The sequence below is a fragment of the Bacillus sp. JK106 genome (assembly GCF_053663355.1).
The window spans coordinates 140,779-157,134 of the sequence record NZ_JBSJQC010000001.1 but is presented as its reverse complement, the minus strand read 5'-3'; the positions used below and the strand labels follow the sequence as shown (position 1 = coordinate 157,134).

14 protein-coding genes are annotated in these 16,356 nt (G+C 48.1%); 4 read left to right on the top strand and 10 right to left on the bottom strand.

The genetic code is table 11. From position 1 onward, the window contains the following. Nucleotides 1–4 precede the first annotated feature (4 nt). The 5 genes from iolE to iolA form a co-directional block, all read right to left on the bottom strand. Entirely contained in the window at nucleotides 5–901 is an 897-nt protein-coding gene (iolE, locus tag ACWJJS_RS00810) for a myo-inosose-2 dehydratase (RefSeq protein ID WP_017418541.1), read from the bottom strand. A gap of 15 nt (nucleotides 902–916) precedes the next feature. After that, entirely contained in the window at nucleotides 917–2,830 is a 1,914-nt protein-coding gene (gene iolD, locus ACWJJS_RS00805; RefSeq protein WP_454023228.1) for a 3D-(3,5/4)-trihydroxycyclohexane-1,2-dione acylhydrolase (decyclizing), read from the bottom strand. Nucleotides 2,831–2,854: 24 nt separating this feature from the next. After that, nucleotides 2,855–3,847, bottom strand: a complete 993-nt coding sequence (gene iolC / locus ACWJJS_RS00800; protein WP_070082615.1) for a 5-dehydro-2-deoxygluconokinase — start codon at nucleotides 3,845–3,847, stop codon at nucleotides 2,855–2,857. A gap of 23 nt (nucleotides 3,848–3,870) precedes the next feature. Further along, complete coding sequence (gene iolB, locus ACWJJS_RS00795; protein WP_015387476.1) at nucleotides 3,871–4,686, bottom strand: 5-deoxy-glucuronate isomerase; 816 nt, start codon at nucleotides 4,684–4,686, stop codon at nucleotides 3,871–3,873. A 73-nt stretch (nucleotides 4,687–4,759) separates the two neighbouring features. Continuing rightward, nucleotides 4,760–6,223, bottom strand: a complete 1,464-nt coding sequence (gene iolA / locus ACWJJS_RS00790) for a methylmalonate-semialdehyde dehydrogenase (protein WP_014306132.1) — start codon at nucleotides 6,221–6,223, stop codon at nucleotides 4,760–4,762. 443 nt (nucleotides 6,224–6,666) lie between these two features. Between iolA and ACWJJS_RS00785 the strand changes: the two genes are divergently transcribed. From ACWJJS_RS00785 to ACWJJS_RS00775, 3 genes are all read left to right on the top strand, one after another. Beyond that, nucleotides 6,667–7,422, top strand: coding sequence for a DeoR/GlpR family DNA-binding transcription regulator (locus ACWJJS_RS00785; protein ID WP_004393223.1), 756 nt, complete (start codon nucleotides 6,667–6,669; stop codon nucleotides 7,420–7,422). 77 nt (nucleotides 7,423–7,499) lie between these two features. Continuing rightward, nucleotides 7,500–8,432, top strand: coding sequence for an aldo/keto reductase (locus tag ACWJJS_RS00780; RefSeq protein WP_077723075.1), 933 nt, complete (start codon nucleotides 7,500–7,502; stop codon nucleotides 8,430–8,432). 118 nt (nucleotides 8,433–8,550) lie between these two features. Next, entirely contained in the window at nucleotides 8,551–9,939 is a 1,389-nt protein-coding gene (locus tag ACWJJS_RS00775; RefSeq protein WP_004393218.1) for a sugar porter family MFS transporter, read from the top strand. Nucleotides 9,940–9,981: 42 nt separating this feature from the next. Here the strand turns inward: ACWJJS_RS00775 and htpG are convergent, their stop codons facing one another. Continuing rightward, nucleotides 9,982–11,862, bottom strand: coding sequence for a molecular chaperone HtpG (gene htpG / locus ACWJJS_RS00770; protein ID WP_007614881.1), 1,881 nt, complete (start codon nucleotides 11,860–11,862; stop codon nucleotides 9,982–9,984). A gap of 171 nt (nucleotides 11,863–12,033) precedes the next feature. Next, nucleotides 12,034–12,282, bottom strand: a complete 249-nt coding sequence (locus tag ACWJJS_RS00765; RefSeq protein WP_046560159.1) for a hypothetical protein — start codon at nucleotides 12,280–12,282, stop codon at nucleotides 12,034–12,036. A gap of 128 nt (nucleotides 12,283–12,410) precedes the next feature. Here ACWJJS_RS00765 and ACWJJS_RS00760 point away from each other — a divergent pair, with 128 nt between their 5' ends. Further along, a complete protein-coding gene (locus ACWJJS_RS00760) occupies nucleotides 12,411–13,232 on the top strand; it encodes an SDR family oxidoreductase (RefSeq protein WP_166705945.1) in 822 nt (273 codons plus the stop codon). A 59-nt stretch (nucleotides 13,233–13,291) separates the two neighbouring features. Here the strand turns inward: ACWJJS_RS00760 and ACWJJS_RS00755 are convergent, their stop codons facing one another. The 3 genes from ACWJJS_RS00755 to ACWJJS_RS00745 form a co-directional block, all read right to left on the bottom strand. After that, nucleotides 13,292–13,891, bottom strand: coding sequence for a response regulator transcription factor (locus tag ACWJJS_RS00755; protein WP_007407848.1), 600 nt, complete (start codon nucleotides 13,889–13,891; stop codon nucleotides 13,292–13,294). After that, nucleotides 13,888–15,024 (bottom strand): sensor histidine kinase, encoded by a 1,137-nt coding sequence (locus tag ACWJJS_RS00750; protein WP_014306135.1) that lies wholly within the window; start codon nucleotides 15,022–15,024, stop codon nucleotides 13,888–13,890. The genes ACWJJS_RS00755 and ACWJJS_RS00750 overlap by 4 nt, the downstream gene beginning before the upstream one ends. A gap of 118 nt (nucleotides 15,025–15,142) precedes the next feature. Next, a complete protein-coding gene (locus ACWJJS_RS00745) occupies nucleotides 15,143–16,192 on the bottom strand; it encodes a fatty acid desaturase (protein ID WP_015418577.1) in 1,050 nt (349 codons plus the stop codon). Between the last annotated feature and the right edge of the window lie 164 nt (nucleotides 16,193–16,356).

Below are 16,356 nucleotides of genomic sequence, written 5' to 3'. Positions count from 1 at the left end.
CCCTCTAATTTGCAGGATCAAGCAGTTCACTGTCGATGTACTTTCTCGCAATCAGCGCGTACTCAAGCGGATTGGCGACTGCCGGGTCTTGTTCGGCTTCAATGACGATCCAGCCTGAATAATCATGACGGACGAGCGTTTGGTACACTTCTGTAAAATCGATGCATCCGTCTCCGGGAACCGTGAAAATGCCCTGTAAAAACGACTGCCTGAATGACTTGCCTTCCTGTCTGCACCGCTCCATAATGTCAAACCGCGCGTCCTTGAAATGAACGTGTCTGATCCGACCCATATGCTTGTTGAGAATCGTCATATAGTCTCCGTCCGAGATATAGGCATGGCCGGTATCATAAAGTAAATGGACATACCGCGGGTCCGTTCCATCCATCAGCCGGTCAACTTCTTCCGCCGTCTGGACGCCTGTGCCGAGATGATGATGAAACGTGAGATCCAGCCCGTATTCGTCAGCGATTTTCCCGAGACGGTTCAAGCCTTGGCACAGTGTATCCCATTCTTCATCTGAGAAGTGCGGTTTTTTCTTAAATACATCAATGTCCAAGCCTTGGACACTGTACGTCTGTTCAGAAACGATGGCGGCATCCGCTCCGACTTTCTGCAAATAATCACAGTGTTCTGTAAATTGTTCAGCCGTTTTTTCAATACCGTCTTGAATGATAAAGCTGCTGAACCATTTCCCCGCAATCCGCAAGTTCCGGAGAGCCAGCTCCTTATTGAGGACGGAGGGTTCAGGGAAAAACCCTCCCACTTCCGTACCTTGAAAACCGGCGACAACAATATCGCTTAACAAATGTTGCAGCGTATTCCCGGCTCCGATTTCCGGCATATCGTCATTTCGCCACCCAATGGGAGCGATGCCCCACAAAATATTTTGTTTGCCCATCGTGATGCCTCCCCTCTAGTACTGCTTCGCAGACTTCAGCTTCATCTCTTTCGCTTCGTATGCCCGCTGAACGCTTTCCTGCTCCGACACTTCCGCCACGCCGACATGCCACCAGCTGTCATAGCCGTCCGTCATCGTTTTCGGCAGAACCTTCATTTCAATTAAAGTGGATACATCTTGCGTTTTCGCATCTTCAAGCGCCGCTTTCAGTTCTTCAACCGTATTGGCTCTGTAAGTTTTAGCGCCGTAGCCCTCTGCCACCTTCGCGTAATCAACGTTTAAAATCTGATTGTCCTCTGTGCGGAACTCGCAGAAATAACTGCCGCTCCCGTGATCCATCTGCAGGTTGTTGATACAGCCGAACCCGGAGTTGTCAAAGAGCAGGACATTGATTTTTTTATTATATTGAAGCGCGGTAATCAGCTCTGAGTGCAGCATCAGAAAGCTTCCGTCGCCGACGAGTGAATAGACTTCTTTGTCGGGATGAGCCAGCTTGAGGCCGAGCGTGCCCGATACTTCATATCCCATGCAGGAATAGCCATACTCCAGATGGTACGTATTCGGGACATTGGAATGCCACAGCCGCTGCAGATCCCCCGGAAGAGATCCCGCCGAACTGATGACGACGCTGTCTTCAGGAATCGTGTCATTGATGGTCAACAGCGCCGTTGTTTGCGGCAGCTCAGTCTCGAGCGCGTCGGCATACTCGTTTAACACGTCCTGTGAGAAATGGTTTTTAATTTCCGGCTTGAACGCGTCACGTGTAAAAGTGATCTTGCCGAGCCGGTCCCGTTCAGCCAGCCATTCATCTTTCCAATCTTTAATCGCCGTGCCGAATGCACTTTTATATCCGTCTAATAAGCCGTGCAGCCTGCCGAGCGTCACTTTCGCATCGGCTACGATCTGAAACGCGTCAAGCTTGTATGCCTGCATGCGGCTGACGTTGATATTCAAAAATTTTGCTTTGTCAAAATCAAACGCTGTTTTCGAGGATGTCGCAAAGTCCGTGTACCGTGTGCCGACACCGATGATCAGATCAGCCTGGCGGGCGGCTTTGTTTGCGGCGAGTGTGCCCGTGATGCCCATGCCGCCCAGATTGTTGGCGAAATCAGCTTCAACCGTTGACTTGCCGGCCTGCGTTTCGACAAGCGGAATGCCGTATGTTTCAGAAAGCGCGATTAATTCCTCACGCGCGCCGGAGTACTTCGCGCCGCCGCCCACCAAAATGACGGGACGGCTGCTCTCCTTAATTCTCTCCGCGGCGCCTTTCAGTTCACGCTCGCTCGGCTGCATCCGATCAATGTAATGAACACGTTTTTCAAAGAAGCTTTCATCAAAATCAAATGCTTCTCCCTCTACATCCTGAGAAATGCAGATGGTCGCCGGGCCCGCTTTTGCCGGATCTGTCATCACTTCAAATGCCCGGATTAAGCTGCTCATCAGCTGCTCGGGGCGGGTGATGCGGTCCCAATAGCGGGACACGGGCTTTAACGCATCGTTTGTTGTGACGGCGGCGCTGTATTCCTGCTCCACCTGCTGAAGCACCGGGTCAGGCTGCCTCGTTGCAAAGGTATCGGCCGGAAGCAGCAGCACCGGAATATGATTGGCCAGCGCCGTACCCGCGGCAGCTGTCAAGTTAGCGGCACCCGGACCGACCGATGTCGATACCGCGTAAATTTTTCTTCTCAGCATCTGCTTGCTGTATGCCATCGCGGCATGCGCCATGCCTTGTTCGTTTTTGCCTTGATAGACTTTCAGGTGCCCGGCGTCCTGCTCGAGCGCCTGCCCGATCCCCAACACATTTCCATGGCCGAAAATCGTGAAGACGCCCTCAACGAACGGCTCTTCTTTTCCGTCAACATGAATGTACTGCCGGTTCAAGAATTGAATCAGCGCTTGTGCTGTCGTTAAGCGAATGGTCTTACCCACAAACGATCCCACCTTTTATACGTTCTATTTACCGTTAAGACTGTGCTGCGCTTCAATCAGTTCGATGATTTCACCGGCAGCCGGCATTGCTTCTGAGGAGCTGTGTTTGCTGACGACGATGGAAGCGGAAGCGCTCCCGTATTTTAAAGCCGTTTCAATATCCCGGCCGCTGACCAGTCCGTAGATGAAGGCGGACGCATAGGAATCACCCGCTCCGAAGGTCTTCAGCACCTTTGTTTTATAGGCGTGCGCCCGGAAAACTTCCCCCGATCTGCTGTATGCGTATGATCCGTCAACGCCGTGCTTAATGACGACAAGGTCGGCGGAGTGCGCAAACAAATGGCGGACGGTTTCATCGTTATTTCCGCCGCTGCGGTTTTCCATTACGTCAAATTCGTCACGCGTACCGATGACGATATCGGATTGTTCCGCCACCAGCGTGTAGTACACGGCTGTTTCTTCTGCCGATTGCCATGTATACGGACGGTAGTCGAGCTCAAACACGACTTTTACGCCATGTTTTTTTGCGATTTGCACCGCTTTTAAGATGGCTTCGCGCGACGGACTTTTCGCAAGCGCCGTACCTGATACGAGCAGCATTTTCGCGTTTGCGATGTAGCCTTCATTGACTTCGGACGGCTCTAGATACAAATCCGCCACGTCATCCCGGTACATCAGAATGCTGCACTCTTCGGGACTGAGAATTTCCGTAAAAGCGAGCCCCGCTTTGCGCCCTTCTCTGTCAACGGTCATTTGTGACGTATCAACGCCCTTTTCCTGCATATAAGAAACGATAAATCTGCCGTGCTGGTCATCCGGGATTTTGCCGATAAAACCGGCTTTTAATCCGAGCTTGGCGCTGCCGATCGCAATATTTGCCGGGGAGCCGCCGACATATTTAGAAAACGTCATCGTTTCTTCCATCGGCCGGTTGTATTCCGCCGCGTTCAAATCAATACACGCGCGTCCGATCGCGACAATATCAAACTCTTTTTCTTCATTAAACGTATATTTCATCGTTATCTGCCACTCCTCACTTGTCAGCGTTCCAGAATCCATTCATGGGCCGGATCATTATGAAACTTCCATTTTCGTGTCGGTCCCGCCATTACATTCAGGTAGTAAGAGGTATACCCGTCCGGAACACCAACCGGGTGATAGCCCGCCGGCACGATGACAACGTTTTCATTTTCTGCGGTCATCGTCTCGTCAATCGAGCGGTCGTCCGTGTACACACGCTGGAAGACAAATCCCTGCGGCGGGTCCGTTTCATGGTAATAGGTTTCTTCTAAAAAGGATTCAGCCGGCAGATTGTCTTGGTCATGTTTATGAGGCGGGTAGCTCGACCAGTTGCCGCTGTCCGTGTAAACTTCAACAACGAGAAGGCTGTTTGCCGATGGATCTGAATCGGGGAGAATGTTATGAACGGTTCGTTTGTTTGCCAGCTTGCCGCGATGTTCCACACCGTTGTCTTCCGCTTTAATCAGCTTTGTCGGAAGCTGGTGTTCGGACGGAGAGTAGCACAGCGCGACCCTCGCCCCGCTGACGGCTGTGATTCCAAAAGAGCGGTCATTGGACACATAAACGCTGTCCGTCGGTTTTCTATCAAATACGCTTTCACGGGTGCCGATGCTTTCAAATGTCTGATCATAATCAGTGACGGTAACTTTTCCCGTTACCGCAACGATGCAGCACTCCGTCTTTTTCAAATCTTCTGTATATGTTGAGCCGGGAGCGAGATCAACGACTTTAAATCCGACATATTTGAGGTCTGAATTGGCTGAAGTGACGTCATGTATGATGGTCACACCTTGAGAAATCTCATCGGCCTGCGGTTTGCGCAGCAAATGACTCATGTTTATTCCTCCTTAATGGATGGTAAAAGAAAACCCGGACGGAATCACAAAGCCGTCCGGGCCGGCTGTCTGATCAATTGAAGTCAGGAGACGGGTATCGTGCCGTCACGACTTTTTTACGTGTATAGAAGTCGACGCTGTCTTTTCCGTTTGCGTGCAATGTGCCGAAGAAAGAAGACTTCCAGCCCGAGAACGGGAAGAATGCCATCGGCGCCGGGACGCCAAGGTTGATGCCGAGCATTCCCGCGTCAATATTCTCACGGAAGTAGCGGATCGCGTTCGCATTTGACGTGAACAGGCAGGCGCCGTTCGCAAATTCAGACTGGTTGGCGATGTCAACCGCTTCTTTTAAATTTTTCACACGCATGACCGACAGAACGGGCGCAAAGATCTCATCTTTCCAGATCGTCATATCCGTCGTCACGTTGTCAAAAATCGTCGGTCCGACGAAATAGCCGTCTTCCGTTACATGTTCACGGCCGTCACAAAGCAGTTTCGCTCCTTCTTCGATGCCTTTTTCAATATAGCTGTGCGTGCGGTTTTTGTTGTCCTCGCGGATGACCGGTCCCAAAAATACGCCGTCATCCAGTCCGTTTCCGATCTTGATGTCCGCTGCTTTTTCCTGTAATTTCGCCATAAACTCATCGGCGATTCCCTCTTCAACCGTCACGACCGCGCATGCCATGCAGCGCTCTCCTGCCGAACCGAATGCCGCGCCGATAATGTTTGTGACCGTATCTTCAAGGTGGGCGTCATTTAACACGATCGTATGGTTTTTTGCGCCCGTTAACGCCTGCACGCGTTTCAAATGTTCGCTGCCTTTTTTGAAAACATACTCGCCGACAGGTTTTGAACCGACGAATGAGATGGCTTTAATCTCCGGATGCTCAAGAATGCCGTTTACGACGTCATGCGCGCCGTGCACGACATTGAAGACACCCTTCGGCAGACCGGCCTGTTCAAACAGCTCTGCCAGTTTTTCCGTTAACAGCGGCGTGCGCTCAGAAGGCTTCAGAATGAAAGTGTTTCCTAACGAAATCGCCATCGGAAACATCCAGCACGGGACCATCATCGGGAAGTTGAACGGTGCGATACCGCCGACCACCCCGATCGGATAGCGGTAATTCGCCGCCTCTACATCCGTCGCGATAGAGGCAAGTGAATCGCCCATCATGAGTGACGGCGCTCCCGCTGCGAATTCGACGTTTTCAATTCCGCGTCCCACTTCACCGAGTGCTTCTGTCGTGTTTTTACCGTTTTCCAAAGTGATCAGACGGGCAAGCTCTTCTTTGTTCTGCTGGAGAAGCTGCTGATAGTTAAATAGAATTCTCGCACGGCGCGGCACCGCCGTCTTCGACCATGTTTTAAACGCTTCTGACGCTGAGCGGACGGCGTATTCCACATCCTCCCGTGTAGAAATCGGAACCTGGCACATCACTTCTTTTGTCGCCGGATTGACAACGTCTTCATATTGATCTGTCTTACTTTCAACCCATTCACCATTGATGTAGTTTTTCAGTTTTCTGATCTCTGCCATTCTCATTGCCTCCTTAAATAGTAAACATCCTGTCAGCTGGATAATAACGGATGAATATATTCACCTTTTTCATATAAAAGACATGAATTAAACGCTTACAAATGCTAAAATGATGGTGACTCCCAATCTTTTCATGTAAAAGTTGGTCATGTGCCGGATAAAGCAAACGGTTACATCTTTCACTTTTGATTTTACAGGTTATATTTTGGTCATTTCTTGGTTACATTGTAAGCCCAACACACCTTCAAGTCAATCTAAAAAATCAAAATTTTTTCATTATTTTTATCGTACTTTTTTTGAGCGGGAAAACAGGAACTTGGAGAACCGTGTCGAATCGTACGGTGGGAACCCTCTTTTTTATCATTTGTTAAGTAACTATTGATTAACTCTTGGTGTTTATTATATATTTTAATTACTTTAAGAATTCTAGAAGGAGTTTTTTTATGAAACTGATGCGGATTCAGGAGATGGAAGAATACATTCTCAAACACGGAGCCACTTCGCTGGATGAGCTGTGCGAGGTATTCAACGTCTCTAAAAACACGGTCAGACGCGATATTAATAAGCTTGCGGAAAAAGGGGTGATCAAAAAGGTGTACGGCGGCGTGACGTCAGCAGAAAAATCTGTGCTCGTCCCTTTTGAGAACCGCACCATTCAACATCAGGATGAAAAAATCAAAATCGCCCGCTATGCGTCGCGATTTATCGAGGATCACGATCTTGTATTTATTGATTCCGGCACGACGACCAAATCGATGCTGGAGACGCTTGACCCGGATAAGAATGTAACGGTGTTGACGAACAGCCTTGATATTATTAACGCCGCTTCATCCATGAAAAATATCGACCTGATCATCATCGGCAATAACTACAAACGGAAGACAAGGTCGTTTGTCGGCATTGATGATCCGAGCACCCTCAATAAATACAACATTAACAAGGCGTTCATGTCCGCTACCGGGACAACGATCACCCACGGCCTGACGAATTCCGACTTACTGGAATACGAGGTGAAAAAGAAAATTTCCGAAAAGGCGAACGAAGTGTATCTGCTTGCGGATCATTCCAAATTCGGCAAATCCACGCTTTTGACATACGCGCCTTTTGACCGGCTTCACAGCATCGTCACTTCTCAGCAGCTCGATGAGGAATATACGAAGTATTGCCAAGAGCACCAAATCGACATTCACTTGGCATAGCGTTATAGTTAATAGAGAACGCTGCCGTATTTTTCCGGCAGGCGCTATGATATCCAATTTTTTCAGGGGGCGAAAACATGAGCAAAGTAACAATCGGCAAAACTGACCTAAAGGTATTTCCGATCGGTTTGGGAACAAATGCGGTCGGCGGACACAATCTCTATCCGAATCTGAATGAAGAAACGGGAAAAGAATTGGTCCGGGAAGCGATTAAAAGCGGCGTTACCATGTTAGATACTGCCTATATTTACGGTGTGGGCCGTTCTGAAGAATTGATCGGCGAGGTGCTGAAAGAATATAACCGCGAGGATGTCTTCATCGCCACAAAAGCCGCTCACAGAAAAGAAGGCGATGACTTTGTTTTCGACAACTCACCGGCCTTTTTGAAACAATCGGTCGAAGACAGTCTGAAACGCCTGCAGACGGATTACATCGATTTATTCTACATCCATTTCCCGGATGAGCACACGCCGAAGGACGAAGCCGTTCAAGCATTGAATGAGCTGAAAAAAGAAGGAAAAATCCGTTCCATCGGCGTATCCAATTTCTCTTTGGAGCAGCTGAAAGAAGCCAATAAAGACGGCTTAGTCGACGTGGTTCAAGGAGAATACAACCTGCTGAACCGTGAGGCGGAAAAGACTTTCTTCCCTTATACGACAGAACACGGCATCTCATTCATTCCGTACTTCCCGCTCGTATCCGGACTGCTGGCCGGCAAATACGACGAGAACACAACCTTCCCGGAAGGCGACCTGCGCAATGATCAGGCGCATTTCCAAGGGGAGCAGTTTAAAGAAAACATCAAAAAAGTCAACCAGCTCAAACCGATTGCCGAAAAGCACAATGCCGATACGGCGCATATCGTGCTTGCCTGGTACTTGGCGAGACCTGAAATCGATATCCTGATTCCGGGCGCCAAACGCGCGGATCAATTAAAAGACAACGTGAAAGCAGCCTCCATTACGCTATCTGCTGAAGAAATCGCGTTTATTGATAAGCTGTTTTCATAAGAAAAAAACACGCCTTTTTGAAAGGGCGTGTTTTTTATGTTTATATTTTTCTCTTCGGGGAATGAAATAGTTATCTAAATAAACTATTATGCGTTCCAAAAGATGAGGAGGATCATCTGTGAAGAAAAACACCAAAAAATACCTGATTTACTTTTTCGGAGCATTGGGCGGGCTGCTTTACGGCTATGACACCGGTGTGATTTCAGGGGCTTTGTTATTTATTAACAATGATATTCCTTTAAACACGCTGACCGAGGGATTGGTCGTCAGCATGCTGCTGCTCGGTGCGATTTTCGGGTCCGCCTTAAGCGGGACATGCTCTGACCGATGGGGCCGGAGAAAAGTGGTTTTCGTCCTTTCACTCATTTTTATTATCGGCGCGCTTGCCTGTGCGGCTTCGCAAACCGTCACTATGCTGATTATCTCCCGTGTCATTCTCGGGTTAGCCGTCGGAGGCTCAACGGCGCTGGTTCCCGTTTATCTATCTGAGATGGCGCCGACAAAAATACGCGGAACGCTCGGCACATTGAATAACTTAATGATTGTGACCGGAATTTTACTCGCATATATTGTGAATTACATATTCACCCCGTTTGAAGCTTGGCGCTGGATGGTCGGTCTCGCGGCAGTACCGGCGGCGCTTTTATTAATCGGAATCGCGTTTATGCCGGAATCTCCGAGATGGCTCGTCAAACGCGGCCGTGAGCAGGAAGCCAGACAAGTCATGGAAATGACTCACGACAAAGAGGATATCGCCGTTGAATTGGCGGAAATGAAACAAGGAGAAGCTGAGAAAAAAGAATCTACACTCGGCTTGCTGAAAGCAAAATGGATCCGCCCTATGCTGCTGATCGGGATCGGCCTCGCCATCTTCCAGCAGGCGGTCGGGATCAACACGGTAATTTACTATGCGCCGACCATCTTTACAAAGGCCGGACTCGGCACTTCGGCGTCCGTTCTCGGCACGATGGGCATCGGTGTCTTAAACGTCATCATGTGTATCACCGCCATGATCTTAATTGACCGGATCGGCCGGAAAAAACTGCTGATGTGGGGAAGTGTCGGCATTACCTTGAGCCTGGCGTCACTATCAGCCATTCTCCTTCTGGCCGGCCTGTCAGCTTCAACAGCTTGGCTGACCGTGCTGTTTCTCGGAATCTATATCGTCTTTTATCAGGCGACATGGGGTCCCGTCGTATGGGTCCTGATGCCGGAGCTGTTCCCGTCAAACGCACGCGGAGCCGCAACCGGATTTACGACATTGATTCTGTCGGCAACCAACCTGATCGTTTCGCTGGTATTCCCGCTTATGCTGAGCGCCATGGGCATCGGCTGGGTATTCGGAATATTCTCAGTCATCTGCCTCACATCCTTCTTCTTCGCCGCTTACATCGTTCCTGAAACGAAGGGCAAAAGTTTAGAAGAAATCGAAACGCACTTGAAAAAACGGTTCTCCTTAAAGAAGCGCAGCAAACAAAATCAAATTCTTAAACAGCGCACACTGTAATCAAAAAAGGAATCGCCCCCGCTGGGCGATTCCTTTTTGGCGTCATACCATAACTTTGCAGATGTCATTCGTAAACTCGACTGGATCATGGATCGGCAGTCCTTCAATCAGAAGCGCCTGATTGTACAGCAGGTTTGTGTATAAAGCAAGCTTTTCCCGATCTTGCCCGTGCGCGTTCTTTAACGTCTCAAACACTTCGTGGTTCGGGTTGATTTCCAGCACTTTTTCCGCTTTGACCTGCTGGCTGTCAGGCATGGCGTTTAATACTTTCTCCATTTCGATCGTCACTTCGCCGTCTGTCGCAAAGCAGACCGGATGGGATTTTAAGCGTTTCGATGCTCTGACGTTCTTGACTTTATCCGCAAGAATCTCTTTCATGCTTTCGAACAGGTCTTTATATTCGTTTTCTTCGGCTTCAGTCTGCTTTTCATCTTCGTCACTGTCGATGCCTAAGTCGGCGCTTGAGACGGATTTGAACTCTTTTTCCTCGTAGCTTGTCAGCATTTTGATCGCGAATTCATCAATATCTTCCGTGAAATATAAAATCTCGTAGCCTTTGTCCGCCACCATTTCAGTTTGCGGCAGCTTTTCAATCCGCTCATATGAATCGCCGGACGCGTAATAGATATATTTTTGATCCTCAGGCATTCTGGACACATATTCGTCCAGAGTGACGAGCTTTTTCTCCTTAGATGAATAGAAGAGAAGCAGATCTTTTAAGACGTCTTTATTCGCGCCGAAATCATTATAGACGCCGAATTTCAGCTGTCTGCCAAAAGATTCATAGAAAGATTCGTATTTTTCTCTTTTGTTCTTCAGCAGGCTCTTCAGCTCGGCTTTGATTTTTTTATTGATGTTTTTCGCAATCAGCTTCAGCTGGCGGTCGTGCTGCAGCATCTCTCTGGAAATGTTCAGCGACAGATCCTCAGAGTCCACCATGCCTTTTACAAAGCTGAAATGATCCGGAAGCAGGTCGGCGCATTTGTTCATGATCAGCACGCCGTTGGAATACAGCTCCAATCCTTTTTCGAATTCCTTCGTATAATAGTCAAACGGCATGTTTTCCGGAATAAACAAAATCGAATTGTAGCGCACCGCTCCATCGACGCTGATGTGCACGTGGGTCAGCGGTTTATCGAAGCCATAATGCTTTTCAGCGTAAAAAGCCTCGTAATCCTCATCCGTCAGCTCGCTTTTGTTTTTTCTCCAGATCGGCACCATGCTGTTGACCGTCTGTTCTTCCTGAACTTCTTCAAATTCGTTCTCGCTGCCCTCTTTCGGCTTGTTGACCGTCTCTTCCATTTTGATCGGGTAGCGGATAAAATCAGAGTACTTTTTCACGATCGCTTTGATGCGGTAGTTTTCTAAAAACTCATCATAGCTTTCATCTTCTGTGTTTTCTTTTATTTTCAGGGTGATTTCCGTACCGACGGTTTCCTTGTCACACGGCGCGATCGTGTAGCCGGCGGCCCCTTCCGACTCCCATACATACGCCTCGTCACTGCCGAGCGCCTTACTTTTCACCGTGACTTTATCAGCCACCATAAACGCCGCATAAAATCCGACGCCGAACTGGCCGATAATGTCATGGCCGTCTTTCGAGTCATTTTCTTGCTTGAAAGCGAGTGAACCGCTTTTCGCAATCGTGCCGAGATGCTGTTCAAGCTCGTCTTTTGTCATCCCGATACCGGTATCTGTGACGGTGAGCGTTCTCGCTTCTTTGTCCGCCGTCACTTTTATATAGTAATTGTCTTGATCAAACGTTAATGAATCATCGGTTAACGCCTTGTAATAGATTTTGTCAATCGCATCGCTCGCGTTGGAAATTAACTCGCGGAGAAAAATTTCCTTCTGCGTGTAAATGGAGTTAATCATCATGTCCAGCAATCGCTTGGATTCTGCTTTAAACTTTTTTTTCCGCACTTCAGATCTCTCCTTTAATTATGCTTTGATGTTATGTAAAATCTTTTCAGCATCTATTTATCATATACAGTGACAATTGTCAACTAGGATTAGCAGATGCATATATTGTAAATTTAACATGTTAATGGATTCATTTCACCCATTTTATCAATAAAAAAGAGAGAATGTTGATCATCCTCTCCTCTCTGCTTCTTTCCGGCGGCCGAATTCCTTCTTCATCCATATGTATGACGGGTAGAAAAACAAACTAAATAAGATAAGAGATCCTAAGTTTCGCAAAGACTCATGCAGAACATTTCTTACAGTGAGAGGAAACGTGATGTCCTGAAACAGAATAGAGATAACGGTGTAAATCGCAAATCCCATAGGAACAATGGCATAACAATAAAACGCTATCTCCTTCTTATGCTGTATCTTCAAAATATGTAAACCTCCCAATGATGTATATACATAATATTAACATATTTATTAGGTATTTAGAAACAAACCTCCATATGTTTATCCCCCTATTCAGCGGGAACAGTTATAAAAAAAGGAGGCATCGCAATATGGGAAGATTAACAGACAAAACCGCAATCATCACAGGGGCCGCGACAGGCATCGGCCAAGCGACGGCACAGGTTTTCGCCGATGAAGGCGCCCGCGTGATCTGCGGTGACATCAATGAAAGCGAACTGAATGAAACCGTCAGCGCCATCAGAAAAAACGGCGGAGAAGCAGAAGCCTTTCACCTTGATGTATCAGACGAAGAAAACGTAAAGTCTTTTGCGGACGGCATTCAGCAAAGGTACGGAACAATTGATATTCTGTTTAACAATGCCGGTGTTGACCAAGAGGGCGGCAAAGTCCATGAATACCCGGTCGAGCTTTTTGACCGGATCATCGCCGTCGATCTGCGCGGCACATTTTTGTGCAGCAAATACCTGATTCCGCTCATGCTCGAAAAAGGAGGCTCCATCATCAACACCTCCTCCATGTCCGGCCGGGCCGCAGACCTTGACCGCTCCGGCTACAACGCCGCAAAAGGCGGAATCACGAACCTGACGAGAGCGATGGCCATTGATTACGCCAGAAGCGGAATCCGCGTCAATTCCTTATCGCCGGGCACAATTGAAACGCCGCTCATTGATAAATTGGCAGGCACGAAAGAAGACGAAATGGGCGAGGCGTTCCGTGAAGCCAACAAATGGATCACGCCGCTCGGCCGGCTCGGAAAACCGGAAGAAATGGCGGCTGTCGCGCTCTTCCTCGCTTCAGACGACAGCTCTTACGTCACGGGAGAAGACATCACCGCAGACGGCGGCATCATGGCATACACTTGGCCGGGAAAAATGCTGATTGATAAGAAGTGGAAGGAAGAGACGGAGTGACGATAGATAATAAAAAAAGCCAGTGTAAAAAAACACTGGCTGAACAAGCTGAGGGCGGGTTACTTAAACCAGCCCTTTTCCTTTGATCGGGTAATGGCTTCAATTCGATTTTTCACTTCTAGTTTATCCAGAATCATCGAAACGTAATTGCGGACTGTGCCGCTTTTGATGCTGAGGGCGTTTGCGATTTCTTTCGTGTTTTTTCCGTCTGCGACAAGCTCGAGCACCTCTTTTTCCCGTTCGGTCAGCGGGTTTTCTTCACTATAGATGTCCTCCATTAATTCAGGTGCGTAGACGCGTCTTCCTTTCATGACGCTGCGGATGGCGCTGACGAGCTCATCGCTCGGGCTGTCCTTGAGCATGTACCCGCTGACGCCTGCTTTTAGCGCCCGCTGAAAATAGCCGGAGCGGGCAAAGGTCGTCAAAATGATGATTTTCACACCGCTGTCCTTGAGTTCTTCTGCCGCTTCAAGACCTGATTTCCCGGGCATTTCGATATCCATCAGACAGATGTCGGGCGCATGTTTTTCCACGAAATCGATGGCATCCTGGCCGCTTGTGCCTTTGCCGACAACCGTCATATCCTCTTCTAAATTCAACAGCGAACCGAGTGCGCCGAGCAGCATTTGCTGATCCTCGGCAATGAAGATGTTGATCATCTGCTACCATCCTTTTCTTTTGATTTTGAATCATTCGGGATTCTCATGGTCAACTTTGTTCCGGCGGCTGTATCGATGGCTAAACTGCCGTTTGCGAATTCAAGACGTTCCCTCATTCCAAGCAGGCCGTGCCCCTTTGAAAAAAAGCGGTCTTCTCTGCATTGAAAGCTGCCGTCATCTTCTACCGTAATGACAACCTCTTTCCAAAGCTGCTGAATGGTGATGCGGCATACTTTGGCGCCGCTGTGTTTCACGACATTGGTGACGGCTTCTTTAATGCACATGCTGACGATGTTTTCGTTCAGCAAAGAGATATGTTTGGGCGCTTCTTTTTCTTCATACACAAATTCAATTCCTGCCGCTTCAAGAATTTGCCGAACATTGCCGAGCTCATCCTTCAATCGGATGCCTTTCATCGATGAGACGATTTGTCTGACCTCATTTAAGGAGGTGCGGGCCGTCTGCTGCACGCTTTTCAGCTCAGTGCGGGCCTGTTCAGGGTCCTTATATATCAGCTTTCGGGCGAGGTCGCTTTTCAGTCCGATTAAGGAGAGCTTTTGTCCAAGTGTATCGTGAAGGTCCCGGGCGATACGCTGCCTTTCTTCCAGCTTCACAAGATCGGCAATTCGCTCATTTGCATATTCTAATTTCTCCTCAAGGCGCTCCCGTGCCTTTCTGCTTCGAATGCTGAGCGGAAGCAGGATGGCACTGATCAATGTAATGACGATAAACGGAATTTGTGTCAAAAACCATTCTTTTTTCAGAACAAGGCTGAAGTTGACGGCAACCGCCGCACTGATGATATGAATGTAATATAAGATGTAAAATGGAACTTTGTCTCGGATATGGCCGATGAAGTAGGCGATAAAGAAGGCGAAATAAATATAACTGAACAGCATGGCTGAGCCGGTCGATATGCCGATCAGAAGAAGCGCCCATAAGTAAAGCGGCCAGCCTTTTGCAACAAATGCAAAGCGGTATGCCCCAAAGAAAACGAGCGTGAAAATGATGCCAGCCACGATGACAAAGGTAGAAGAGCTTTTAAAAATAAAATAAAAAGGCAGGATGAAAAAAATCGTCCATATATAAGGAGAAATCCCGTTCAGTTTTTGAAATTTAAAATACTTCTTCATCTTTGTTCCACCTTCTGCTGCTTGTGTCTACCATCACTTTATCAAAACACCGCCTTCATTGCACCCTCACGCATGAAGAGAAGGCTCTTTCTGATAAGAGAAAGAGCCGTGCGCCGTATCAGGCATTTTTCTTTAAAGGTTCTTTCGGCACCGGATGGGGCGCCGGTGTTTTCCGCGCCTCCCGAAAGGTGACAAACTGCTTTTCGTCCTCATCCCACAGACGGAATTTCATGGATTCAAGACTTGTTTTAAGCGTAATGGTCGGTACGTTTTTTAAAGGCTCGTGTCCCTCATGAGCCGCTTCCAGCTTGTAGTTCGGCACTTTCGGGCTTAAGTGGTGGACATGATGGTAGCCGATATTGCCCGTCAGCCATTGCAAAAGCTTCGGCAGCTTGTAAAAGGAGCTTCCTTCTACCGCGGCCTGCACATAATCCCAATGCTCATCGGCTTCAAAATAAGAATCCTCAAACGTGTGCTGAACATAAAAGAGCCAGACGCCGATTGACCCCGAAATAAGGAAAATCGGACCCTGAACAAGCAAAAAGTTTTCCCAGCCGACAAGCAGGCACGTCGCAGCAGCCAATAAGACAATCGCCGCGTTCGTGAAATAGGTGTTCCAGCGCTCCTTGCGGCGGGCGCCTTTTACATTGAAACGGTTTTTAATCAGAAATACGTAAATCGGACCGAGAATAAACATAATAAACGGATTGCGATAAAGTCTGTAGCGTATTTTTGTCCAGGCTGACGCTTCGTTGTATTCCTTGACGGTCATCATCCAAATATCGCCGGTGCCCCGTTTATCTAAGTTGCTGCTTGTCGCATGATGAATGGAGTGGCTTCGCTGCCATTGAAGGAACGGAAACAGTGTCAGAACACCTGAAATAAACCCGAACAGCCGGTTCAGCTTCTTTTGTTTGAAAAAGGATTGATGGCAGCAGTCGTGGAAAATAATAAAGATTCTTGTCAAAAATCCCGCTGCTATAACAGTACAGGCGAGGGTCAGAAGATAGGAGATATTGAGGCTGAAGTAAGCAAGAAACCAAAGGGCAAAAAACGGCACAAACGTGTTGAAAAGCTGAATGATACTATGCTTTGTATCGGCGCCGGAAAATGCGGCAACCTGCTTTTTTAAAGACGCTTGTTTTTGAGTTGCGGCGTGATTGATCATGAATGTCATGTCCCTTCTTTTTCATTATGATCTCAAGTATAACGGGGCGCCCGACGCGGTTGTAGTAGCAGCCATCATGCCCCGAATATGACATTTGTCATGTTTGGGGGCAGAATGCTGATCAGGCGCCATATGGAAGGTATCTTTTTTGCACTGTAAGAAAA